A 22,895-nucleotide genomic window follows, 5' to 3' on the forward strand; every position below is an offset into this window, starting at 1 on the left:
GGGGCCGCGGCGCCCGCCCCACTCAGACTCCGCCACCCGCGGGCTCCCGGTGTCACGCCGCGGCCCGGAGTGCGAAACCTTCCGTTCACATCCCGCTGCTTGGATCCAGCCTGTTCCACCTCGCTCCAAGCACCTCACTCACCCACCCTGTGAAAGAGAAACCGAATATGGGGAATCCCTCGTGGAGAGCGGCAATCGCCCTCTCTGCGGTGGCCGTCGTGTCACCGCTGGTCTCCGCCGTGCCCGCCACGGCCGCCGAGCAGCCGCCCGGCATCGTCATCAATGAGGCGTACCTCTCCGGCGGCAGCGCCGGAGCCGCCTTCAAGAACAAGTTCGTCGAACTCCGCAACACCTCCACCCAGGACGTCGATCTGAGCACGTGGTCGCTCCAGTACCGGTCGGGGACCGGCACTGGAGCAGCGAACACCACCGTGAGCCTCGCCGGCAAGAGCATCAAAGCCGGCGGCTACCTGCTCGTGTCTGGCGGCTCGAACGGCACCGCAGGGGCCGACCTCCCTGCCGCGGACGTCACGTCCGGCCTCAACCCGTCCGCAACCACCGGCACCCTCATCCTCGCCCGCACGACGACGGCACTCAGCCTGCCGACCGGCAGCCTCACGGGCAGCCCAGATGTCGCCGACCTCCTCGGCTACGGCACATCGAACACGTTCGAGACCAAGGCCGCCGCCGCCCCGTCCAGCACCACCGATGTCCGGAGCCTCAACCGCACCGGTGGGAAGGACAGCGACGACAACTCGGCCGACTTCACGCTCAGCGCCGAGATCACCCCGCAGGGCTCCCGGTCCGCCGGCGGCGGCACAGACCCCGGCACCGGCCCGGGGACGGGCCCCGACCCAGCCGGGGTGACCGCAATCGCCGACATCCAGGGCACCGGGCCCGCGAGCCCCCTCGTGGGCACCACCGTCACGACCCGGGGCAAGGTCACCGCCGTGTACGCCACGGGCGGCTTCAACGGGTACTACATCCAGACCCCCGGTTCCGGTGGCACGGCCGGCGAGCGCGCGTCGTCGGACGCGATCTTCGTCTACTCCCCCGCCACGGCGGGCAGCGTCCACCGCGGCGACTACGTCGAGGTCACCGGGCCCGTCAGCGAGTACTACAACCTGACCCAGCTCTCGGTCCCCTCCGCGGCGGGGCTCAAGGTCCTCACGGACGCGGCGCCCGAGGTCAAGCCGACGTCGTTCACCCTCCCGCTCTCCGACACCGCCAAGGAGGCCCTCGAGGGGATGCTCGTCGCTCCCGAGGGGCCCTTCACGGTGACCGACAACTACTCGCTCAACCAGTACGGGGAGATCGGCCTCGCCGCCGGCAGCTCCGCGCTCGTGCAGCCCACCGCGGTCGCCCCATACGGCTCAGACGACTACACCGCGGCCGTCGCCGACAACGCGGCCCGCAGGGTCACGCTCGACGACGGCGCCACGACGAACTTCCTCTCGGGGGCCAACAAGTCCCTGCCGCTGCCGTACCTCACCACGGCGGATCCGGTGCGGGTCGGCTCCCCGGCGACCTTCACGGGCGAGACGATCTTCGACTGGCGCAACAGCGCCTGGAAGCTCCAGCCGCTCGAGCAGCTCACGCCCTCGAACGCGGCCGTGGTCCAGCCGGCCCACTTCGGCAGCACCCGCCAGGCCGCTCCCGCTCCCGTGGGCGGCAGCCTCAAGCTCGCCACCTTCAACGTGCTGAACTACTTCACGACCACCGGCGACCAGCTCACCGGCTGCACGTACTACACCGACCGGGCCGGCACCCCGATCACGGTCAGCGGCGGCTGCGACGCCCGCGGCGCGGCCAACCAGGCCAGCCTGCAGCGCCAGCAGGCCAAGATCGTCGCGGCGATCAACGCCTCCGGCGCGGACGTGGTCTCCCTCGAGGAGATCGAGAACTCCGTCAAGTTCGCCAAGGACCGCGACGCCGCACTGTCCACGCTCGTCGACGCGCTCAACGCGGCGGCAGCGGACACGTGGGCCTTCGTCCCGAGCCCGGCCGTGGTGCCCGCCCAAGAGGACGTGATCCGCACGGCCTTCATCTACCGGAAGGCCGCTGCGGTACCGGTCGGCGGGTCCACGATCTTCGACGACGCGGCGTTCACGGGGCTTGCCCGCCAGCCGCTCGCCCAGGCGTTCAAGCCCGTCGGCGGGGGCAAGGACTCCGTGTTCCTCGCGATCGTCAACCACTTCAAGTCCAAGGGCTCCGCGGCCACCCCGGAGGACACGGACAAGGGCCAGGGCGCTTCCAACCTCGCGCGCACGGCCCAGGCCAAGGCCCTCGTGGGCTTCGCGGACAGCATGAAGTCCTCGGCGAAGACGGACAAGGTGTTCCTCCTCGGCGACTTCAACGCCTACAGGTACGAGGACCCGATGCTGGTCCTCGCCCAGGCCGGGTACATCGAGCAGTCCTCGCGCACCCGCGGCAAGCACTCCTACGCGTTCGGGGGCATGGTCGGTTCGCTGGACCACGTCCTGGCGTCCCCGGCCGCTGACGCCACGGTGACGGGCGCCGACATCTGGAACATCAACTCCGTCGAGTCGGTCGCCCTCGAGTACAGCCGCTACAACTACAACGTCACGGACTACTACGCGGCGGACCAGTACCGCGCCTCCGACCATGACCCGTTCGTGATCGGGATGGACCCGGCCCCGGCCTCCTCCCAAGCGGACCTGCGGCTCATCAACATCAACGACTTCCACGGACGGATCGACGCGAACACGGTCAAATTCGCGGGCACCGTGGAGAAGCTCAAGGCCGAGGCACCGGGCGGCAACGCCCTGTTCCTCTCCGCGGGCGACAACATCGGCGCCTCCCTGTTTGCCTCGGCGAGCCAGGGCGACCAGCCCACGATCGACGTCCTCAATGCGCTCGATCTCAAGGCCAGCGCGGTGGGGAACCATGAGTTCGACAAGGGCTTCGCCGACCTGAACGACCGGGTCGTCAGCAACGGCTCCAACGCGAAGTTCCCCTACCTGGGCGCCAACGTCTATCAGAAGGGCACGACGACGCCGGCGCTCCCTGAGTACCAGGTCGTCACCGCGGGTGGGCTCAAGGTGGCGGTCATCGGGGTCGTGACGCAGGAGACCCCGACCCTTGTCTCGCCGGGCGGGATCTCCGGGCTCGACTTCGGCGACCCGACGGACGCCGTCAACCGCGTGGCCGCGAAGATCAAGTCCGAGAACCTGGCCGACGTCATCGTGGCCGAGTACCACGAGGGTGCGGGGGCCGGAACGCCGGACGGCGCGACCCTCGAGCAGGAGGTCGCAGCCGGCGGCCCGTTCTCGAAGCTCGTCACGCAGACCTCCGCGGACGTCGCGGCGATCTTCACCGGCCACACCCACAAGGAGTACGCGTGGGAGGGCCCCGTCCCCGGCCAGCCCGGCCAGACCCGCCCCGTGCTCGAGACCGGGAACTACGGTGAGAACGTGGGCCTTATCGACCTCACGGTGGACCTGGAGACCAAGCAGGTGGTCAAGCACTCGCAGTCCAACGTCAAGCGGTCCACCGTCGCGGACGCAGACCTCGTCGCGGCATTCCCGCGGGTGGCCGCGGTCAAGGGCATCGTGGACGGCGCGCTCGCCAAGGCCGACGAGATCGGCAGCCAGCCGATCGGCAAGGTCACCGGAGATGTCACGACCGCGTTCTCCGGCGGCAAGCGGGACGACCGCTCGTCCTCGTCCACCCTCGGCGCGCTCGTTGCCGATTCGCTCCTCGACTCGCTCAAGGACCCGTCCCTCGGCGGTGCCGAGATCGCCGTCGTGAACCCGGGCGGGCTCCGCAGCGAGCTGTACTACGCCCCGGACGGCGTGGTGACGTACGCCGAGGCGAACGCGGTCCTGCCGTTCGTGAACAACCTCTGGACCACCTCGCTCACGGGCGCGCAGGTCAAGACGATGCTCGAGCAGCAGTGGCAGCGCGACGCGGCGGGCGCGGTCCCGAGCCGGCCGTACCTGCAGCTGGGCACGAGCAAGAACCTCACCTACACGTTCGACTCGACCCGGGCGGAGGGCGACCGGATCACCTCGGTCCGGGTCAACGGCGAGGCGGTCGACCCGCAGCGCTCCTACCGCGTGGGCACGTTCAGCTTCCTGGCTCAGGGTGGGGACAACTTCCACGTCTTCGCCCAGGGGAAGGACGCCCGTGACTCGGGCCTGATCGACCGCGACGCATGGATCGGCTACCTCACGGCCCACAGCCCGGTGTCCCCCGACTTCGCCAAGCGCAGCGCCGAGGTGACCGGAGCGCCGTCGTCCGTGACAGCCCGCCAGACGCTCTCCGTCACGGTGGGCCAGCTCGACCTGACCTCGCTCGGCAGCCCGGCGAACACCCAGGTCTCGCTGACGTACCGCCCGGCCCAGGGCGATCCGGTGCTCGTAGGGACCTACGGGGTGACCGGAGGCAGGGCCGTCCTGGACTTCACGGTCCCGGACTACCCGCAGGGTGGCAGGTATGTCGTCTCGGCGCTCGAGTCGGGCACGACCCTCACACTGCCCCTCTCGGTGCCGGTCGCCGACCGACCGGCACCGGTGCCGGCGTCGGCCCAGTGCGCGGCGCTCAAGAAGAACCTCGACGATCCGGGCAACCGCTCCGCGAGGGCCATCGAGGCGCTGACGAGGAACTACGCGAGGCTCTGCCTCTGACCCCGGTTGCGGGTACGCATCTCGTCGCCCGTGACCCGTTTCGGGTACGCATCTCGACGCGCTTTCCGCGTTCCGGGTACGCGGCAGGGTGACGGGCGACGGCGGCCGGCGGCATCCCCAGTGGAGGTCGCCGGCCGCTGTCGTGCTGTCCCGGGCCACCTCTGGGAGCCACCTCCCAGAAGGTGACCTTCAGGGGTGTCCTCAGGAGGTGACCTTCAGAATGTGCCGCGCGATGGCGTCCGCGTCGCGGAGGGTGCGCTGCCCGCTCGGGTAGGGCGCGCCGTCGTGCGCCTCGCCGGGCGCCGCGAACGGATGGGCCTCCGCGGCGATCGCGGTGCCCCACTGCACCGCGGAGAGCTGGAGGCCCAGCACGTAGAGGCCCTCGACCGGCAGGCCGTTGACGTCGAGTGCCCGGTACGGCGGCGCGGTCACGTCCAGCCCGGTGGCCGGCTGAGGCACCCCGTCCGCGCCGGCGAGGAAGCGAGGCCGCACCAGCCCGTCGGCCAGGAGCCCGGACAGCAGCGGCGAGTCGGCCCGCGCCACGGCGTTCGCCGGAGCGAGCGCCTCGACGAGCCAGCGCGAGCGTACCGCGGGACCGCCCACCCAGGGCGAGGCGGCGGTGAACGTGCGCGCGGAGCGGTCCACGGAGAAGCGGGGCTCGGGACCCACGGTGCTCACGATCCCGGCGCGCAGGAGCGCTGCCAGCTGGCGGATCCTCTGGGCTGGCGGCCCGCTCGCGAGCCCCTCGGCGAGCCCCTCGAACCAGCCGCGCAGGCCCGAGATCCATGAGGCCTCGGTGATCCCCCCGTCCGCGACGGCCTCCTTGAGCACGGCCCGGCCCCGGTGGAGGGCGGCGATGGCCATCTTGACCGGATCGTCCTCGCCGCGGGCGGATCCGGCGGCGTCCTCGTCGAGGTAGGCCAGGACCCGGGCGTCCAGCTCGGCACGGTCGGCGGCGTGCCAGCCGGCCAGCGGCGCGCCCAGCGCGCGGAGGTCGAGCCGCCGGGCCGGGACCACGCCGTCGTGCACCACCTCCGAGGCGCGCGGCTCCCAGCCGGGCCCCTCCACGGCCAGCGCCGCCGAGAGCTCCGCGAGGAAGCCCTCGGACACGGCCGCGGGCTCCACCCGGGCGAGCGTCGAGTAGTACGCCCACAGGGTGTCGCGGTGCAGGAGGGGCCACAGGTCCTGGTCGAAGGAGGGCTGGATCCCGGCACGCCGCGGAGCGAGGGCGGCGGCGCGGGTGAGCCAGCGCAGCTCGACGGAGGGTGCGTAGTACGCGTCCAGCTCGGCCTTGCCCCGGTAGGGCACCCCACGCCGCGAGGCGGCGACGATGGAGGGCTCGCGCCCGGACGGTGTGTACACGAGCCGGCCGTCGTGGCCCTCGGCGAACCGGCCGCCGCGGCCCTCGGTGAGCGAAGCCATCACGTCGAAGAAGTTCAGCCCCATGCCCCGCACCAGCACGGTCTCGCCCGCGGGCAGCCGGTCCCAGTCCACGTCGGCGGGCGCGGCCGGCGGCAGGTAGTGCAGGCCCAGGTGGGCCGCGGCGTCGGCGAGCGCCGCCTGCTCCGGGCTCGGCTGGGCCGGCACGTGGCCGAGGGCGAGCACGACGGCGTCCGCCTCCTGCGCGCGCCCGTTGGCGCAGGTGACGGCGAACCCGTGGGGGGTCCGCCCCACCCGGGCGACCTCGGCCGGCACGTGCCGCACCGTCGTGCCGGGTGGGGCCGCGGCGAGGACCGCGTCCCACGTCTGGGCGAGGTAGCGCCCGTAGAGCGCGCGCGGCGGGAAGTCGCTCGACTCGAGGCCCTTGAGCTCGGCCTGCTCCTCGGCCGCGAGGGTGCATGTGCCGGCCTCGATCGCCTCGCGCTGGGCCGCGCGCCACGCGTCGAAGCTGCCGCCCGCGAGCGGGGTCGCGAGGCCGGGCTCGCTCGGGATGAGCGTGGGATAGAAGGACTGGGTGTTCATGAGGAACAGGCGCGGCTGCCCGGTGCGCCAGACCTTGCCGGGGCCGGGGCTGAACGGGTCGTACACGGTGATCTCGAGGCGCGCGGCGCGGACGGCGGGACGGCCGCCCGGGGAGGCGTCGGCGTCGGGCGCGGGCCCGGCCTGCTGGGCGCGCACGGCGAGGAGCCGCTCGACCGCGGAGGCGCCGCGGGGGCCGCCGCCCACCACCGCCACACGCAGAATCCCGCCCCGAACCATAGGGTTGAGCTTAACCTGCGGCGTGGAAGGATGGCCCCATGACTGCCCAGCCGCCAGAGTCCGCCGCGGACACCGCCACCCTCGCCCCGGCCGCCCCCGTCCCCGCAGACCAGCCCGTCGACGAGAACCTGTGGCTCGAGGACATCCACGGCGAGGACCAGCTCGCGTGGGTGCGCGAGCAGAACGCCCGCACGGAGGAGCTGCTCGAGACGGGCGACTACCCCGAGCTCGAGGCGCGGATCCTCGAGGTCATGGACTCGACGGACCGGATCCCGATGGTGGCCAAGCGTGGGGACTGGTACTACAACTTCTGGCGCGACGCCGAGCACCCCAAGGGCCTGTGGCGCCGGGCCCGCTGGGAGTCCTACGTGACCCAGGCGCCGGAGTGGGAGACGGTGCTCGACATCGATGCGCTCGCTGCCGCGGACGGGGTCGAATGGGTGTGGGGTGGGGCGAACTTCCTGCGCCCGGCCGACGGCGTCTCGTGGCGCCGCTGCATGGTCCGGCTCTCCCCCGACGGCGGGGATGCCGCGGCCGTGCGGGAGTACGACGTCGAGGACCGGGCCTTCATCGACCCTGCCGAGGGCGGCTTCGCCCTCCCGGCCGCGAAGGGCGGGGTGGACTGGCTGGACGCGGACACGCTCCTGGTCTCCTCGACGCTCGGTGAGGACGCGGTCACCACCTCCTCCTACCCGCGGATCGTGCGCAGGCTGCCCCGCGGCACGGACCTCGCCGACGCCGAGGTGATCTTCGAGGTCCCCGCAGAGCACATGATGGCCGGTGCCGGGTTCGACGACACCCCCGGCTTCGAGCGCCTCATCGCGAGCGACCGGATCAGCTTCTTCGACGTCGAGCACTCGATCTGGTGGGACGGCGCCTGGCAGCGGATTCCCGTGCCGACTGACGTGGACGTGGACCTGCACCGGGAGTGGATCCTGTTCCGGCCCCAGCGCGACTGGCACCTCGAGGGGCGCACGCACCCCGGCGGCTCGCTGCTCGCCGCCGACTTCGAGGCGTTCATGGCCGGCGCGCGGGACATCACGGTGCTGTTCGCCCCGGACGCCCACACCTCGCTGCAGTCCTGGTCGTGGACCAAGGGCCACCTGCTGCTCAACCTGCTCCGCGACGTCTCCTCCGAGATCCGCGTCCTCACTCCGCCCGCACGGGGGGGGGGCGGCGCGGGGACGGCTGCTGTGGAGTCCGCGGACGACGCCGGGTGGTCGCCCCGGGTGCTCGACGCGTGCCCCCCGCTGCACCTCGTCGAGTCGTACGCGGTGGATGACGAAGACCCCGAGGCCGGGGACGACTACTGGCTCGTGGCCACGGGCTTCCTGACCCCGACCACCCTGCTGCGCGGCACCCTAGGCGGGGAGCACGCCGAAGTGAAGCGCGCGCCGTCGTTCTTCGACGAGTCGCAGTTCGAAGTCGAGCAGCACTTCGCCGTCTCGGCAGACGGCACCGAGGTCCCCTACTTCCAGGTCGGCCCCAAGGGGCTCGTCCTGGACGGGGTCGCCCCGACCCAGCTGTCCGGGTACGGCGGGTTCGAGATCTCCCGCACCCCGGCGTATTCGGGCACCGTGGGGCGCGCGTGGCTCGAGAAGGGCGGCGTGTACGTCGTGGCGAACATCCGCGGCGGCGGCGAGTACGGGCCGGCGTGGCACCAGGCCGCGCTCAAGGAGAACCGGCACCGCGCCTATGAGGACTTCGCGGCGGTTGCGCGGGACCTCGTCCGCCGCGGGGTCACCTCGCCCGAGCACCTGGGCTGCGCGGGCGGCTCCAATGGCGGCCTGCTCGTGGGGAACATGCTGGTGGGCTACCCCCAGCTGTTCGGGGCCATCTCGTGCGGGGTGCCTCTGCTGGACATGCGGCGGTACACGAAGCTCTCCGCCGGCTACTCGTGGATCGCCGAGTACGGCGACCCGGACAACCCGGACGAGTGGGAGTCCATCCGGACCTTCTCCCCGTACCACCTGCTGCGGGACGGCGTGGACTACCCGGACACCTTCATCTGGACCGCGACCTCGGACGACCGGGTGGGGCCCGTCCAGGCGCGCAAGATGGCCGCCCGCATGGAGGCGATGGGCATCCCGAACGTGTGGTTCCACGAGGCCCTCGAGGGCGGGCACGCCGGTGCCTCCGACAACCGGCAGGCCGCTGCCCTGCAGGCCCGCAGCCAGACGTTCCTGTGGCGCGCCCTGACGGGGACCCTCAGGAGGTGAGCCTCGGACTCGATGCGGCGAGGGATTTTTGCTCTCGCCGCACGGGTTGGGTACGCTTGTCAGGCTGGCGACAGCAAGGAGACGTGCCAGAGCGGCCGAATGGACTTCACTGCTAATGAAGGGTCCGGGGAAACTTGGACCGGGGGTTCAAATCCCCCCGTCTCCGCCGAATGATGGAAAGGCCCCCGGTTCATGGAACCGGGGGCCTTTCTGTGTGCTCCGACCACCGCCGGCCGCACCGTGAGGCGGGGAATCGGTGCGGCTGGGGGTCAGTGCAGCTGGGGTCAGTGGCGCGTCTTGAGCCAGAAGGCGATGCCGCCGGCCAGCGCGATCGCGATCATGATGCTCCACTCGAGGGGGCCGGGGCCGCCCACCGACGCCTGCATGGCGGGTTGGGCGGCCGAACGTGGGGCGGAGTCGTTGGGCTCGGGCTCGGGTGTGGGAGCGGGAGCCGACGGGGCGGCCAGCGCCGCGGACGGGCCCGCCTGGGAGGTGCCGGGAGCGGGACCCGCCGGCGGGGCGGCAGGGGGCGGCGCAGCGGCCGCAGCATCCCCCTGCGGAGCAGGCGACGACTGGGCGGAGGCTGCGCAAGGCTCGGCCGAGAACGTGTGGGTCCACTGCGAGGGCCCCTTGAGGACATAGCCCGGCCGGGCGCTCGCCTCGACCGTCACCATCCCCACGGCGGAGTTGGCCCCGGGCGCGAGGACCGTGCCGCCTACGCGGTAGTCCACTCCGATGATCGTGGGCGCCACGACCGCGTCGGCCTGGGTGCCGCAGGGGTCATCGAACCCGGGGGCGTCGGCGGTGACGGAGACTGGGCAGGCCTCTCGCAGGCTGGCGGGCGAGGAGGTCGCGAGCGGAGCGGCGCCCGCCGGCCCGACAGCTGCGGTGTAGTCGTGGCCGGTCGAGAGGGAGAGGACCCGGTCCACTGATCCGGAGAAGGTGCCGGTCGCGACGACGTTTCCGGCCTCGTCGGCCACGCGATAGGTCAGGGGCGCGGTGTTATCTGTCCGGGCCGTGAGCCGCACCGAGTCGCAGGCCGAGCGCGCCAGGGCCACCTGGGCAGACGGCGGGGGCGGAGTCGGGGTGGCGGGAGTGGTCGAGGGGGACGGGGTCGGGTCCGGGACGCTCGGCGACGCGGGCACGCGCCCCTCCACCGCGGAGGCCCCGGGAGCCAGTGCCACGGGGAGCAGGATGGCAAGGGCACCCAGAAGCACGGCAAGGAAGGCCAGACGCCGGGCGATCGGCGGGGCCGGGTGGCTCACGAGGGCCCTTTCGTCTAAGTCACAGATGTTCTCTTGCGACCTAGCCTACCGAACCGTGATCAATCCGTGATCATCCTGTGACGTGGGGCGTGTCACATTGGTCGGCTGCCGGCCGCATCGCGCGCCTACCCCGCCTGGGCGAGCGCGAGGGGCAGCACGGCTCCGACCCCTTGCTGACGCAGCAGGCGGCCGGCCACCGTGACCGTCCACCGGCTGTCCACCAGATCGTCCACGAGGAGCACCGGCTGCCCCGCGATCCCGACGAGCTCCTGGCGCAGAGCGGGACCGACGGCGAACGCCTCCCAGACCCCGGCGAGGCGGAACGCGCTGTTCCCCCCGCCCTGGCCGGCTCGAGCGGCGTCCGTGCGCTCGAGCGCGCCCAGATACGGCAGGCGCCCCACCTGGGCGATCCCGCGCGCGAGCGAGTCGACGAGACGCGGACGTGTCGCCGAGGGCACGCTCACGACGGCGGCGGGCCGCCCGGCGCCGCTCCATGGCCCCGCCGCGGACTCGCCGCGGGCCCACGCCGAGAGGAGCTCTACGCAGGCCCGGGCCAGCGCCGGCGGGACCTCGGCGTCCGGCGCTCCCGCGGCGAAGAGCTCCCTGAGCGGGCCCCCGTAGCCGAGGTCGGTGAGGCGGGCGAGCGCCCGCCCCTCGGTGAGCTGCTCCGCCGCCGCGATCCTGCCCTTGACGCCCACGCCGAGTTTGTCCATGCCCGAGGGCCACTGCGCGCGCGGCTCGATCGGGATGCCCGCATGGCGCAGCTGGGTTCCGGCGCGCTCGAGGAGGGAGGGGTCGACGTCGTCCGGGAACCACCGCCCGGCGCACGTGTCGCAGCGGCCGCAGGGGGCGGCGGTGTCGTCGTCGAGCACGCTCGTGAGGTACTCCATGCGGCACCCGGCGGTCTGCTCGTAGACCACCATCGAGTCCTGCTCCGCGACCCGCGCCTCGGCGATGCGCGCATACCGCTCGGCGTCGTACTCCCACGGCAGACCGGTGGCCTGCCAGCCGCCCCCGACCCGCTCGACCGCCCCGTCCACGGCGAGGACCTTCAGGAGCAGCTCGAGCTGGGTGCGGCGCAACTCGACTGCAGATTCCAGGGCCACCGTCGAGAGGGGGCGGCCGGCCTCGGCCAGCACTGCGATCACGGCCTGCGCCTTGTCCTGGTCCGGCATCGACGCGGTCGCGAAGTAGCGCCAGATGTCGCGGTCCTCCGGGCCGGGCAGGAGGAGGACGTCCGCGTTCGCGGCGCCTCGCCCCGCACGGCCCACCTGCTGGTAGTACGCGACGGGACTCGACGGCGCCCCCAGGTGCACGACGAACCCGAGGTCCGGCTTGTCGAAGCCCATGCCGAGCGCGCTCGTGGCCACGAGCGCCTTGACCTCGTTGTCCTTGAGCAGCTGCTCGGCCCGCTCGCGGTCCTCGGTGTCGGTCTTGCCGGTGTAGGCCAGCACCCGGTGGCCGGCCTCGGAGAGGATGCGGGCGGTGTCCTCGGCGGCGGAGACCGTGAGCGTGTAGATGATCCCGCTGCCCGGCAGCCCCTCGAGGTGGGCCAGGAGCCACGCGAGGCGATGGCCGGCGTCCGGCAGCGCCAGCACGCCGAGCCGCAGGGACTCGCGCCCCAGCGGGCCGCGGAGCGTGAGGACATCGGAGCCGAGCTGCTCCTCGATGTCGTGGACCACGCGGGCGTTGGCGGTGGCCGTCGTGGCGAGGACCGGCACCGAGCCCGGCAGCTCGTCGATGAGGGCCGCGATGCGCCGGTAGTCGGGCCGGAAGTCGTGCCCCCAGTCCGAGATGCAGTGTGCCTCGTCCACGACGAGCAGCCCGGTCCGCGCCATCAGCTCGGGCAGGTGCTGCTCACGGAACGAGGGGTTGGTGAGCCGCTCCGGCGAGATGAGCACCACGTCCGCCGCGTCCGCCTCGAGCGCCGCGTGGACCTCGTCCCACTCGAGCCGGTTGGCGGAGTTGATGGCGACGGCGCGCACTCCCGCCCGCGCCGCCGCCGCCACCTGGTCCCGCATGAGGGCCAGGAGCGGGGAGACGATGAGCGTGGGCCCGGCGCCGCGGGCGCGCAGGAGCAGGGACGCGACGAAGTACACGGCGGACTTCCCCCAGCCCGTGCGCTGCACCACGAGGCTGCGCCGGTGATGGGCCACGAGCGCCTCGATCGCCTCGAACTGCCCCGGGTGGAAGTCCGCCGCCTCGGTGCCCACGAGGCTGCGCAGCACCGCGAGCGCCTCCGCCCGCAGCTGCTGATCCCCGATCCCCGCGCCTCCGGGCGGAACGTCACGGTCCGTCACACTTTCCGCTGAATGGACACTTTCACGCGCGCTGCCTGCCATGCCTTCCAGTATGGCCGTGACCTCCGACACTTCACGGCCCCGCGGGCCCAGCGGGCCCGATACCGTAAGGGCATCTCAGTGCCAACGAGAAGGAACGTGACATGACGGCAACGGTGCCGCCCCTTTCTGATGCCCTCCACCCGGCCGAGTCCGGCCAGTCCGCACCCACCGCGCCCGCGCGCAAGTCCGCCGGGCACGTGATCGTCGACTCCCTCGCAGCCCACGGCGTCAAGCGCGCGTACGTCGTCCCGGGCGAGTCGTTCCTGGACGTCCTCGACGGACTGCACGGAGCGGACATCGAGACCATCGTGTGCCGCCACGAGGGCGGCGCCGCCTACATGGCCGAGGCCGATGGCAAGATGAACCAGCTCCCCGGCGTGGCCATGGTCACCCGCGGCCCCGGCGCCGCGAACGCCCACGTCGGCCTGCACACCGCATGGCAGGACTCGACCCCGATGGTCCTGTTCGTGGGCCTCATCCCGTTCGCCCACCGCGACCGCGAGGCCTTCCAGGAGTTCGACATCAAGTCCTGGTTCGACACGGGCGCCAAGCGCGTCATGGTCCTCGACCACGCCGAGCGGGCCTCCGAGATCGTCGCCGAGGCCATGTTCGCCGCGATGAGCGGCCGCCCCGGGCCCGTCGTCGTGGGCCTGCCTGAGGACATCATCCAGCAGGAGATCGACGCGACGATCCACCCGGTCATCCCCGTCGCCGAGGGCGGCATGACCGTCAGCGACTGGAAGGCCCTCAAGGCCGCCCTGGCCCAGGCGGAGAAGCCGCTCTTCGTCGTCGGCGGCAACGACTGGACCCAGGAGGGGGCCACGGCCCTGACCAACTGGCTTGAGGACCACAGCATCCCCGCCGCCGCGGAATGGCGCTGCGAGGGCACCATCCCGTTCGACTCCCCCTCCTACGTCGGGCCCATCGGCTACGGCCGCCCCAAGCCGACCTACAACCTCCTCGAGGAGACCGACCTCCTCGTGTTCGTCGGCACCGTGCCCGGGGACGTCATCACCGACGGCTTCCTCGTGCGCCAGGACTGGGCCAAGAAGAACTTCCTCGTCACAATCGACCCGTCCCTGCGCGGGCGCTCCGGCCCGGTCTCCCACCAGATCGTGGCCAAGCCCGACTCGTTCGTCCGCGACCTCATCCTCATGAACCTGCCCGCCCGCGAGCAGTGGAAGGCCTGGACGGAGCGCATGCGCGGCGAGCAGGAGAAGTTCGCCGCGCTCCCCCCGGCTGCCCCGGCGGACGGGCCCGCGCGGATGGACACCTTGATGGCCCACCTCGTCCCGTCCCTGCCCGAGGACGCCATGGTCACCCTCGGCGCCGGCGAGCACACCAACTGGGCCCACCGCTATTTCCCCACCCAGCGGTACGCGTCCATGATCAGCGCCCGCAACGGCTCGATGGGCTACTCCGTGCCCTCTGCGATCGCCGCCTCGCTCGCGCACCCGGGGCGCCGCGTGGTCACGATCGCCGGCGACGGCGAGTTCCTCATGAACGGCCAGGAGCTCGCGACCGCCGCCCAGTACGGCGCGACCCCGCTCGTGGTCGTCATGGACAACCAGGAGTACGGCACCATCCGCTCCCACCAGGAGCGCCACTACCCCCACCGCATCTCCGGCACGCAGCTGAAGAACCCGGACTTCGCCCTCATGGCCCAGGCCTTCGGCGGCTTCGGCGTGCGCGTCGAGAGGGACGCCGACGTCCCGGCCGCGCTCGACGCCGCCCTGCGCGCGATCGACGAGGAGGGCACCTTCGCCCTCATCCACCTCATCGTGGAGCAGCGCGTCAAGGCCTACTGAGCCCCCTGCTGAGCCCGCAGGCGGGCCGCAGGCGAGGCGACGCACGACGGCGAGTTCCCCACTCGGGTGGGGAACTCGCCGTCGTGCTTTCTGGCCGCCCCGCGCCGCGACCCTGCAGTGTCGGAGCCCGCCAGTAGAATCAAGCCCGTGACCAGCAACGTGAACGCCGCATCCAGCCTGCCCGGCAGCGCCCGGCCCTCCATCGACCTCTCGGCCTCGTTCAAGGCCTATGACGTGCGCGGGATCGTGGGCGAGACCATCGACGCGGGCGTCGTTGAGGCCGTCGGGGCGGCGTTCGTGGACGTACTGGGCCTCGCGGGGAAGACCGTGCTCGTGGGCGGCGACATGCGCCCGTCCTCGCCCGAGTTCATCGCCGCGTTCGCGAAGGGCGCCGCGGCCCGCGGGGGCAACGTCGTGACGCTGGGCCTCATCTCGACCGACGAGCTCTACTACGCGTGCGGCGCCCTCGGCGCGGCCGGTGCGACGTTCACGGCCAGCCACAACCCCGCACAGTACAACGGGATCAAGATGGCCAAGGCCGGTGCGCAGCCGGTCTCCTCCGAGACCGGGCTCAAGGAGGTCCAGGCCGCCGCCGAGGCGTACCTCGCGGCCGGCCAGGGCGGCGCCCCCGCTGTGCCCGCGGTCGCCGAGCCGGGGTCGGTGGCCCAGCGCGACATCCTGGCCGACTACGCCGCATACCTGCGCGGCCTCGTGGACCTGTCCGGGGTCCGGCCGCTCAAGGTGGTCGTGGATGCCGGCAACGGCATGGCGGGCATGACCACGCCGGCCGTCCTCGGCGACCAGCTCCTGGCCGCCCTGCCCCTTGAGATCGTCCCGCTGTACTTCGAGCTGGACGGGACGTTCCCGAACCACCCGGCCAACCCGCTCGAGCCGGAGAACCTGCGCGACCTGCAGAAGGCCGTCGTGGAGCACGGCGCGGACCTGGGGCTCGCGTTCGACGGCGACGCGGACCGCTGCTTCGTCATCGACGAGCTGGGCCAGCCGGTCTCCCCGTCGGCCATCACGGGGCTCGTGGCGCGCCGGGAGATCGCCCGGGCCAAGGCCGCCGGCGAGGCCGAGCCGGTCATCATCCACAACCTGATCACGTCCCGGGCCGTGCCCGAGCTCGTCCAGCACGACGGCGGCCGGCCGGTCCGCACGCGCGTGGGGCACTCGTTCATCAAGGCCGTCATGGCCGAGGAGTCCGCGGTGTTCGGCGGGGAGCACTCGGCGCACTACTACTTCCGCGACTTCTGGAACGCCGACACCGGGATGCTCGCCGCAATGCATGTCCTCGCAGCTCTCGGCGAGCAGGAGGGCCCGCTCTCCGAGCTCGCGGCCGAGTACGAGCCGTACGTGGCCTCGGGCGAGATCAACTCCGAGATCGAGGACAAGGCCGCCGCCGTTGCCCGCGTCCGCGAGGAGTACGAGGGCGACGACGTCGCGATCGACGAGCTCGACGGCACCACCTTCTCCGCCGCGGATGGCTCGTGGTGGTTCAACCTCCGCCCGTCCAACACCGAGCCGTTCCTGCGCTTCAACGGCGAGGCCAAGGACCGCGAGACCCTCGAATCGATCCAGGACACCGTCCTCGCGATCGTGCGGGCGTGACCATGCCGGAGGAGATCCCGCTCGAGACCCAGCAGGCCCAGCTGCGCGAAGTGCTCGGGACCGCGCTGGGCCTGGCCCAGGAGCACCTCGAGCAGAACGGCGGCTTCCTGCCCTTCGGCGTGACCCTCGACCTCGAAGGTGAGCTGCGGCTCGTCATGGTCACGCCGCCCGAGGCCGGAACGGACGGGGACTACGACGCCGAGACCATGATGGCCGACGTCCTCGAGCTCCTCCGCCAGGGCCGCGACGGCTGCCAGGCCGTGGCGTTCGCCTCGGACGTGCACCTCCCCGAGCACGGCCCTGGCGGCTCCGACGGCATCCACGGCGCCGCCGAGCACCGTGGCGGCGGGGTGATGGCCGCCGTCGTCCCCTACGAGCTGACAGCGGAGGGCTACGCGTTCGGTGCGCTCGAGCCGGACGGCCACGAGGCCACGGTCTTCTGAAGGCCTTCTGAAGGTCCGCCTCTGGGGCTCACCTTCTGAGAGCGGCGGCGGAAGACGGCCGTGGCCACGCCGGCCAGCAGGACGGCGCCGCCCACGAGCTCGAGCGGCTCGGGCACCTCGCCGAAGGCCAGCCACGCCCCGGCCATCCCGACCGGCGGCACGAGCAGCGTGTACGGGACCACGGCCGCGGCCGGGTACGTCCCGAGCAGCGTGTTCCACGCCGAGTATCCGACCAGCGAGGCGAGGACCACGGTGAAGAGCGTGCTCAGCCACACGGGCAGCGTGAGGTGGCCGAGCGCGCCGAGCAGCGCCGCAGGCCCGTCGACGAGGGCGGAGAGCGCGAGCATCGGCACGGGCACCACGAGCGCGGACCAGACGACGAGCCCGAGTCCCGACGTGCCCTTGGCGGCGCGCGAGATCGTGTTGCCGATGCCCCATGACAGGCCGGCGAGGACCACGAGGAGCAGCGGGCCGAGGGGTGCCACGGCCCCGCGCCCGGCCGCGACGAAGCCGAGGCCGACGACGCCGGCCCCCACCCCGGCGAGCTGCGCCGCCGTCGGCCGCTCCCGCAGCACCGCCGCGGCGAGGAGGATCGTGAAGAGCATCTGGCTCTGGAGCACGAGCGGCGCGAGTCCGGCGGGCATCCCGAGGTGCATGGCCAGGTAGACGAGGCCGAACTGCCCGGCGCTCATGAAGATCCCGACCCCTGCGATCACCCGCCAGGGAAGGTCCGGCTTCTTCACGAAGAAGACGGCGGGGAAGGCCACGAGGGCGAACCGCAGCGCGACGAAGGCGAGCGGCGGGACGTCCCGGAGCCCGAGCTCGATCGCGATGAAGTTCAGTCCCCACAGGACGGCGACGAGAACGGCGAGGGCGGCGTGGCGGGGCTTCACCCCTCCATCATCCGGGCCGCGACCATGCAGTACCAGCGTTGATTCCTGCATGAAATCATCTACGCTTTCTTCATGATCGACCTCCAGGCGCTTCGGTCGCTCGCCGCCGTCGAGCGGCACGGCTCGGTCGTTGCCGCGGCGGACGCTCTCGGCTTCAGCCCGAGCGCGGTGTCGCAGCAGATCAAGAAGCTCGAGCGGCAGTCGCGGGCGGCGCTCCTCGAGCGGCAGGGCCGCGGCGTCCTGCTGACGGAGCGCGGACGGACCCTCGTGGAGCACGGCTCGCGGCTGCTGGCCGATCTCGAGCGGGTCGAGGCGATGCTCACGGCCGGCGACGCGCCGCAGGGGACGCTCTCGGTCGCCTCGTTCTCGACGGCAACCCGCGCGCTGTTCGGGCATGTGGCGCGCAGGCTCGGCGACGAGGCCCCACGGGCGCGCCTCGACGTCACGAGCGTCGACCCGGTCGACGCCGTCGCCCTCGTGGCGCACGGAGAGGCGGACATCGCGGTCGTGCACAACTGGAACTCCGTCCCGCTGGAGATCCCGGCGCAGGTGAGGGTCGAACAGCTGTGCGAGGACGAGGCCGACGTGGTGCTCCCCCGTGAGCACAGGCTCGCCGACCGGCCCGCGCTCGACCGCCGAGACCTGCTCGATGAGACCTGGTGCGCCACCCCGAAGGGTGCGATCTGCCACGAGGCCCTCATGCGCCTGTTCCAGGCCGAGGGCGCGGTGCCGCGCATCGCCTTCACCGATCCCGACTTCGCAACCCACGTGGCCCTCGCGGGCGAGGGCGTGGCGCTGGCCCTGGTTCCGAGGCTCGGCCGGCCCCCGCTTCCGAGCACCGTCGTGGCACGGCCCGTGACGGGCGAGCGGCCACGCCGCGTGATCTCTGCGGCGTACCGGCGGACCATGGCCGCGAGTCCCGGCGTGCAACTGCTCGTGCGGCTGCTCCACGAGGCGGCTGCCGCCGCCGTTCCGACCGGCTCGGCGCCGGGGGAAACCGGCGCGTAGACTATCCGCCATGCGCATGACGGCCTTCGAGGATGTGAGCCTGCGCGCCCTCATGCTCCTGGCCGCCAATGACTCGGGCCTCCCGCTCGCCACGCGCACCATCGCCGAGGGAGTCGGGACCCCCTACAACCACGTCAGCAAGGCGGTCCTCCGGCTCCGCGAGCTCGGCTACCTCGAGGCGACCCGCGGGCGCGCGGGCGGCGTCCAGCTCAGCGCCAAGGGGCGCACCGCCACCGTGGGCGGCGTCCTGCGCGACCTCGACACCCGTGCAGACCTCGCAGACTGCGAGACCCCCAACGGCACCTGCCCACTGAACTTCCAGTGCGGGCTGCGCGGCGCCCTCCGCCGGGCCCGAGAGGCCTTCTACCGCGAGCTCGACGGCGTCGTGGTCGCCTCCCTGCCGCACGAGCGCCAGATGGACCCCGTGCTCGTGCAGATCGGGCTGCGGCCCCCCGCGGCCTGACCGTCCGCAGACCACCTCTAACACCGAATCCGGCCGCAGGATTCGTGTGACCACCCCCACACTCCGTCGAATTGCCATTTTCTACGCGACGTAGAAAACTGGAGTTAATTCAGCATCACAGATGCCGAATAACCAAGTCCCCGCCGCGGGGACCAGCCCCACGCTTGAGGAGTCGCAATGCTCTCGGATACCGCGCGCCCCGTCATCGAAGCCACCCTGCCCCTGGTCGGCAGCCGCATCGGCGAGATCACGCCGCTGTTCTACCAGAAGATGTTCGCCGCGCATCCGGAGCTCCTCAACGGGACCTTCTCCCGGGCCAACCAGGCCAACGGCACCCAGCGCCAGGCACTCGCCGGCGCCATCGCGGCGTTCGCGAGCCACCTCCTCACCAACCCGGACACCCTGCCCGAGGCGGTCCTGAGCCGCATCGCCCACAAGCACACCTCCCTCGGCATCACCGAGGACCAGTACCAGATCGTCTACAAGTACCTCTTCGAGGCCATCGCCGAGGACCTCGGCGAGGCCGTCACCGACGAGGTCGCCGCCGCCTGGACCGAGGTCTACTGGCTCATGGCGGATGCCCTCGTCAAGATCGAGAAGGGCCTCTACGCCAAGCAGGCCAACACCAAGATGTGGATGCCGTGGCGGGTCGTGGAGAAGACGCCGGCGAGTCCGACCACCATGACGTTCGTGTTCGAGCCCGCCGACGAAACCCCGGTCACCCCGGGCGAGCCCGGCCAGTTCGTCTCGGTGCGCGTCCCGGTCGCGGACGGCCTCCTCCAGGCCCGCCAGTACACGCTCTCCGCCGACGCCGAGTCGACCGAGCGCCGCGTCATCACCACGAAGTTCAACGACGGCGGCGAGGTCTCCCCGGTCATGCACGAGAAGATCCAGGTGGGCGACGTCGTCGAGCTCTCCAACCCGTACGGAGATGTGACGCTGGACGACGGCGACGGCCCCCTCGTGCTCGCGACCGCCGGCATCGGCTGCACCCCGGCCGCCTCGATCCTGCGGGCCCTGGCCACCAACGGCTCGGGCCGCGAGGTCATCGCCCTCCATGCCGACCGCAGCCTCGACACGTGGGCGCTCTCCGACCAGATGCTCCGGGACGTGGAGAAGATCGACGGGGCGCACCTGGCGGTCTGGCTCGAGCAGGCCCAGCCGGAGCTGACCGCTGTCGGCGCGGGATCCGTGGGCGCGTCGCCGCGGCTCGACACGCACGAGGGCTTCATGAACCTCGCGGAGATCGACCTGCCCGAGGACGCGAGCGTCTACCTGTGCGGCCCGCTGCCCTTCATGCAGAAGGTCCGCTCCCAGGCCATCGCCAAGGGCATCCCGGCCACGAACATCCACTACGAGGTCTTCGGCCCCGACCTCTGGCTCGCCTCGGCGAACTGAGCCCCGGCACAGACTTCCCAAGACGGCGTCGAGCCGCCACCCTGCGCTCTGGAAGGCATCTGGGTGGCGGCTCGACGCGCAGGTGCGGCCAGCGTCAGTTGGCGGCGGTGAAGAACTTCCCGCGGAACTGGGGCTGCTCGAGCTCGTCCAGCGCCGCGACGGCGAAGTCCTGTGACGAGATCGTCTCGCCCGCGGCCGGCACGCCGACCGCGGTGACGTACGCGCCCGTGCGCTCCCCCGGGGCGATGACCGCCGCGGGGGCCTGGGCGGTGAGGTCGGTGCCGGCGTCGCGCAGGGCCTCGTAGGCGGCGAAGGCCGCGTCCGATTCGCCCTTGTACTCGGCAGGGAAGCCCGGGGTGTCCTTGATGCGGGTGCCGTCCGGGGTCGAGAGCCCGCCGAAGCCGCCTACCAGGTAGAGCCGGGCGGTGGTCGGCACCGCCGCGATGGCGCGGTGCGCGTCGACGTACGGCTCCCGCGGGCCGCCGGTGCGGTCGGGCGCCGTCGCCAGCACCACGGCGTCGTTCGCGTCCGCGATCTCGCGGAACGCGGCGGTGTCGGCGAGCTCGGCGGCGCGCACGACGGCGGCCCCCTCCACCGGGGTCCCCTTGCGGCTGATGGCGGTCACCTCGTGGCCGCGGCGCACGGCCTCGGCGACGATCTGGGTCCCTACCATTCCGGTGGCTCCGTAGACGGCAATCTTCATGAGGGCTCCTAAAACTTGACGGTACAACCGTCCCAACGCCCCCGGTGCCCGGCCCTATTCCGCCGGCAGGGCCGCCCTAGAGCACGCGCCGCCAGTTCGCCTTGGCGAGGTCGAGCACCTCGTCTCCGCGGCCGGAGAGCACGGTCCTCAGCGCGTACAGCGTGAAGCCGCCGGCCTGCTGCGCGGTGATGGTCGGCGGCATCGCGAGCTCCTCGCGCATCGTGGCCACGTCCACGAGCGCCGGCCCGTCGTGCGCGAGCGCCTCGGCGAGGCCTGCCTCGAGCTGGGAGGAGTCGTCCACCCGCACACCCTTGATGCCCATCGCCTGGGCCACCGCCGCGAAGTTCGGGTTGTCCAGGCCCGTGCCGAAGTTCACGAACCCGACGGACTTCATCTCGAGCTCGATGAAGTTCAGGGAGGCGTTGTTGAACACCACGAGCTTCACCGGCAGCCGGTTCTGCACGATGGTCAGGAGCTCCCCGAGGAGCATCGAGAGGCCGCCGTCGCCCGCGAGCGCCACGACCTGCCGCCCCGGGAACGCGGCCTGGGCGCCCATCGCGTGGGGCAGGGCGTTCGCCATGGAGCCGTGCGTGAACGAGCCGACCAGCCGGCGTCGGCCGTTCATGGTCAGGTAGCGGGCCGCCCAGATGACGGGCGTGCCCACGTCCGCCGTGAAGACCGCGTCGTCGGCGGCGAGCCGGTCGAGGGTGCGGGTGACGAACTGCGGGTGCAGCGGCTGCCCCTTCTTGGTGGGGGTTGCGAGGTCGTCGAGCTTGGACCGGGCCTTCGCGTAGTGCTTGAGCGAGGACTCGAGGTGGGTGCGGCGCTTCTTGCGCGGCACGAGCGGGAGGAGCGCCGCCGCGGTGTCCCGCACGTCCCCGACGAGGCCGAGGTCCAGCGGCACGCGCCGGCCCAGCTGCTCGCCGCGGAGGTCGACCTGGATGACCTTGGCCTTCGACGGGAAGAACTGCTGGTAGGGGAAGTCGGTGCCGAGCATGAGGAGCGCGTCGCAGTCCTCCATGGCGCGGTAGCCCGAGGAGAAGCCGAGCAGGCCGGTCATGCCGACGTCGAACGGGTTGTCGTACTCGATGAACTCCTTGCCGCGCATGGCGTGGACGATCGGCGCGGCGAGCGCGTCCGCGAGCGCCACGACCTCGTCGTGGGCGCCCTCCACTCCGGCGCCGGCGAGGATCGTGACCTTGCCGGCGGCGTTGAGGATCGCGGCCGCCTCGCGGAGCTCGGCGTCGTTGGGCACTACCCGCGGCCGGGCCCGGCGCACCACGGTGACCCGGTCCGAGCTCATGGAGGTCAGCCCCACGTCGCCGGACAGGACCACCACCGCGACGCCCCGCTTCTCGACCGCCGTGCGCATGGCGATCTCGAGGATGCGCGGCATCTGCGCGGGGTCGGTGACCTGCTCGGCGTAGACGCTGCACTCGCGGAAGACCTCCTGCGGGTGCGTCTCCTGGAAGTAGTTCGAGCCGATCTCGGTGCTGGGGATGTGGGCGGCGATCGCGAGGACGGGCACGCGGGAGCGGTTGGCGTCGTAGAGGCCGTTGATGAGGTGGAGGTTCCCCGGGCCCGCGGAGCCGGCGCAGACGGCGATCTCCCCCGTGAGTGCGGCCTCGGCCGCAGCGGCGAACGCCCCAGCCTCCTCGTGCCGCACGTGGACCCACTCGATGCTCGGGGTGGCCCGGAGTGCGTCGGTGAAGCCGTTGAGCGAGTCGCCCGGGAGGCCGTAGACACGGCGGACGCCGTTGGCTGCGAGGGTCTCGACGATGTTCTGCGCGATGGTCGTCATGGTCCTCAACCTACTGGCGTGGCGCAGAGCGCGGATACCCCTCGGGAATATCTCGTGGGCCACAGTGTTGAACTTGAGCGTAAGTCACTCAAC

The 22,895-nt window shown here is 72.1% G+C and carries 14 protein-coding genes and 1 tRNA gene; 9 read left to right on the forward strand and 6 right to left on the reverse strand.

Translation table 11 applies throughout. The features are described 5' to 3' along the window. The first annotated feature begins 167 nt into the window (after positions 1-167). Positions 168-4,649, forward strand: a complete 4,482-nt coding sequence (locus tag J2W21_RS00810; RefSeq protein WP_307112611.1) for an ExeM/NucH family extracellular endonuclease — start codon at positions 168-170, stop codon at positions 4,647-4,649. Positions 4,650-4,850: 201 nt separating this feature from the next. On the opposite strand, the gene J2W21_RS00815 is transcribed toward J2W21_RS00810, so the two are convergent. Continuing rightward, on the reverse strand, positions 4,851-6,848 hold the full coding sequence (locus J2W21_RS00815) for an FAD/NAD(P)-binding protein (protein ID WP_307112612.1): 1,998 nt from the start codon (positions 6,846-6,848) through the stop codon (positions 4,851-4,853). A gap of 38 nt (positions 6,849-6,886) precedes the next feature. On the opposite strand from J2W21_RS00815, the gene J2W21_RS00820 reads away from it, so the two are divergent. Together J2W21_RS00820 and J2W21_RS00825 are read left to right on the forward strand one after the other, a co-directional pair. After that, positions 6,887-9,067 carry a prolyl oligopeptidase family serine peptidase gene (locus tag J2W21_RS00820; RefSeq protein ID WP_307112613.1) on the forward strand — a complete coding sequence of 727 codons (2,181 nt, stop codon included), beginning with the start codon at positions 6,887-6,889 and terminating at the stop codon, positions 9,065-9,067. 77 nt (positions 9,068-9,144) lie between these two features. Then, positions 9,145-9,233 (forward strand) — tRNA-Ser (locus tag J2W21_RS00825). A 118-nt stretch (positions 9,234-9,351) separates the two neighbouring features. On the opposite strand, the gene J2W21_RS00830 is transcribed toward J2W21_RS00825, so the two are convergent. Continuing rightward, the gene (locus J2W21_RS00830; protein ID WP_307112614.1) at positions 9,352-10,332 is read right to left on the reverse strand and encodes a hypothetical protein; all 981 of its coding nucleotides are present in this window, start codon (positions 10,330-10,332) and stop codon (positions 9,352-9,354) included. A 125-nt stretch (positions 10,333-10,457) separates the two neighbouring features. Continuing rightward, positions 10,458-12,674: a RecQ family ATP-dependent DNA helicase gene (locus J2W21_RS00835; protein ID WP_373423047.1), complete on the reverse strand. Its 2,217-nt coding sequence runs from the start codon at positions 12,672-12,674 to the stop codon at positions 10,458-10,460. Positions 12,675-12,775: 101 nt separating this feature from the next. Here J2W21_RS00835 and J2W21_RS00840 point away from each other — a divergent pair, with 101 nt between their 5' ends. The 3 genes from J2W21_RS00840 (at position 12,776) to J2W21_RS00850 (ending at position 16,536) form a co-directional block, all read left to right on the forward strand. After that, on the forward strand, positions 12,776-14,482 hold the full coding sequence (locus J2W21_RS00840) for a thiamine pyrophosphate-dependent enzyme (RefSeq protein ID WP_307112616.1): 1,707 nt from the start codon (positions 12,776-12,778) through the stop codon (positions 14,480-14,482). Between the two features lie 147 nt (positions 14,483-14,629). Further along, entirely contained in the window at positions 14,630-16,093 is a 1,464-nt protein-coding gene (locus J2W21_RS00845) for a phosphomannomutase/phosphoglucomutase (RefSeq protein WP_307112617.1), read from the forward strand. A gap of 2 nt (positions 16,094-16,095) precedes the next feature. Continuing rightward, positions 16,096-16,536, forward strand: a complete 441-nt coding sequence (locus J2W21_RS00850) for a hypothetical protein (protein WP_307112997.1) — start codon at positions 16,096-16,098, stop codon at positions 16,534-16,536. On the opposite strand, the gene J2W21_RS00855 is transcribed toward J2W21_RS00850, so the two are convergent. Next, on the reverse strand, positions 16,485-17,429 hold the full coding sequence (locus tag J2W21_RS00855) for an EamA family transporter (protein WP_307112618.1): 945 nt from the start codon (positions 17,427-17,429) through the stop codon (positions 16,485-16,487). The two genes, J2W21_RS00850 and J2W21_RS00855, sit on opposite strands and share 52 nt — an antisense overlap. A 72-nt stretch (positions 17,430-17,501) precedes the next feature. Between J2W21_RS00855 and J2W21_RS00860 the strand changes: the two genes are divergently transcribed. From J2W21_RS00860 to J2W21_RS00870, 3 genes are all read left to right on the forward strand, one after another. Beyond that, entirely contained in the window at positions 17,502-18,437 is a 936-nt protein-coding gene (locus J2W21_RS00860) for a LysR family transcriptional regulator (RefSeq protein WP_307112619.1), read from the forward strand. Positions 18,438-18,447: 10 nt separating this feature from the next. Beyond that, positions 18,448-18,900 (forward strand): RrF2 family transcriptional regulator, encoded by a 453-nt coding sequence (locus J2W21_RS00865; protein ID WP_307112620.1) that lies wholly within the window; start codon positions 18,448-18,450, stop codon positions 18,898-18,900. A 177-nt stretch (positions 18,901-19,077) separates the two neighbouring features. Continuing rightward, positions 19,078-20,298 (forward strand): globin domain-containing protein, encoded by a 1,221-nt coding sequence (locus J2W21_RS00870; protein ID WP_307112621.1) that lies wholly within the window; start codon positions 19,078-19,080, stop codon positions 20,296-20,298. 94 nt (positions 20,299-20,392) lie between these two features. Here the strand turns inward: J2W21_RS00870 and J2W21_RS00875 are convergent, their stop codons facing one another. Then, entirely contained in the window at positions 20,393-21,001 is a 609-nt protein-coding gene (locus tag J2W21_RS00875) for an NAD(P)-dependent oxidoreductase (RefSeq protein WP_307112622.1), read from the reverse strand. A gap of 76 nt (positions 21,002-21,077) precedes the next feature. Next, positions 21,078-22,802, reverse strand: coding sequence for a ubiquinone-dependent pyruvate dehydrogenase (gene poxB, locus J2W21_RS00880; protein ID WP_307112623.1), 1,725 nt, complete (start codon positions 22,800-22,802; stop codon positions 21,078-21,080). Positions 22,803-22,895: the final 93 nt, after the last annotated feature.

The organism is Sinomonas atrocyanea, assembly GCF_030811715.1.
Taxonomy (GTDB): Bacteria; Actinomycetota; Actinomycetes; order Actinomycetales; family Micrococcaceae; genus Sinomonas; species Sinomonas atrocyanea_A.

Excerpts from the sequence above, each read along its gene's own strand:
- J2W21_RS00860 (WP_307112619.1), top strand. The coding sequence starts at position 17,502 with ATGATCGACCTCCAGGCGCTTCGGTCGCTCGCCGCCGTCGAGCGGCAC.
- J2W21_RS00850 (WP_307112997.1), top strand. The coding sequence starts at position 16,096 with ATGCCGGAGGAGATCCCGCTCGAGACCCAGCAGGCCCAGCTGCGCGAA.
- J2W21_RS00870 (WP_307112621.1), top strand. The coding sequence starts at position 19,078 with ATGCTCTCGGATACCGCGCGCCCCGTCATCGAAGCCACCCTGCCCCTG.
- J2W21_RS00875 (WP_307112622.1), bottom strand. The coding sequence starts at position 21,001 with ATGAAGATTGCCGTCTACGGAGCCACCGGAATGGTAGGGACCCAGATC.
- J2W21_RS00835 (WP_373423047.1), bottom strand. The coding sequence starts at position 12,674 with ATGGCAGGCAGCGCGCGTGAAAGTGTCCATTCAGCGGAAAGTGTGACG.
- J2W21_RS00820 (WP_307112613.1), top strand. The coding sequence starts at position 6,887 with ATGACTGCCCAGCCGCCAGAGTCCGCCGCGGACACCGCCACCCTCGCC.
- poxB (WP_307112623.1), bottom strand. The coding sequence starts at position 22,802 with ATGACGACCATCGCGCAGAACATCGTCGAGACCCTCGCAGCCAACGGC.
- J2W21_RS00810 (WP_307112611.1), top strand. The coding sequence starts at position 168 with ATGGGGAATCCCTCGTGGAGAGCGGCAATCGCCCTCTCTGCGGTGGCC.
- J2W21_RS00865 (WP_307112620.1), top strand. The coding sequence starts at position 18,448 with ATGCGCATGACGGCCTTCGAGGATGTGAGCCTGCGCGCCCTCATGCTC.
- J2W21_RS00815 (WP_307112612.1), bottom strand. The coding sequence starts at position 6,848 with ATGGTTCGGGGCGGGATTCTGCGTGTGGCGGTGGTGGGCGGCGGCCCC.
- J2W21_RS00840 (WP_307112616.1), top strand. The coding sequence starts at position 12,776 with ATGACGGCAACGGTGCCGCCCCTTTCTGATGCCCTCCACCCGGCCGAG.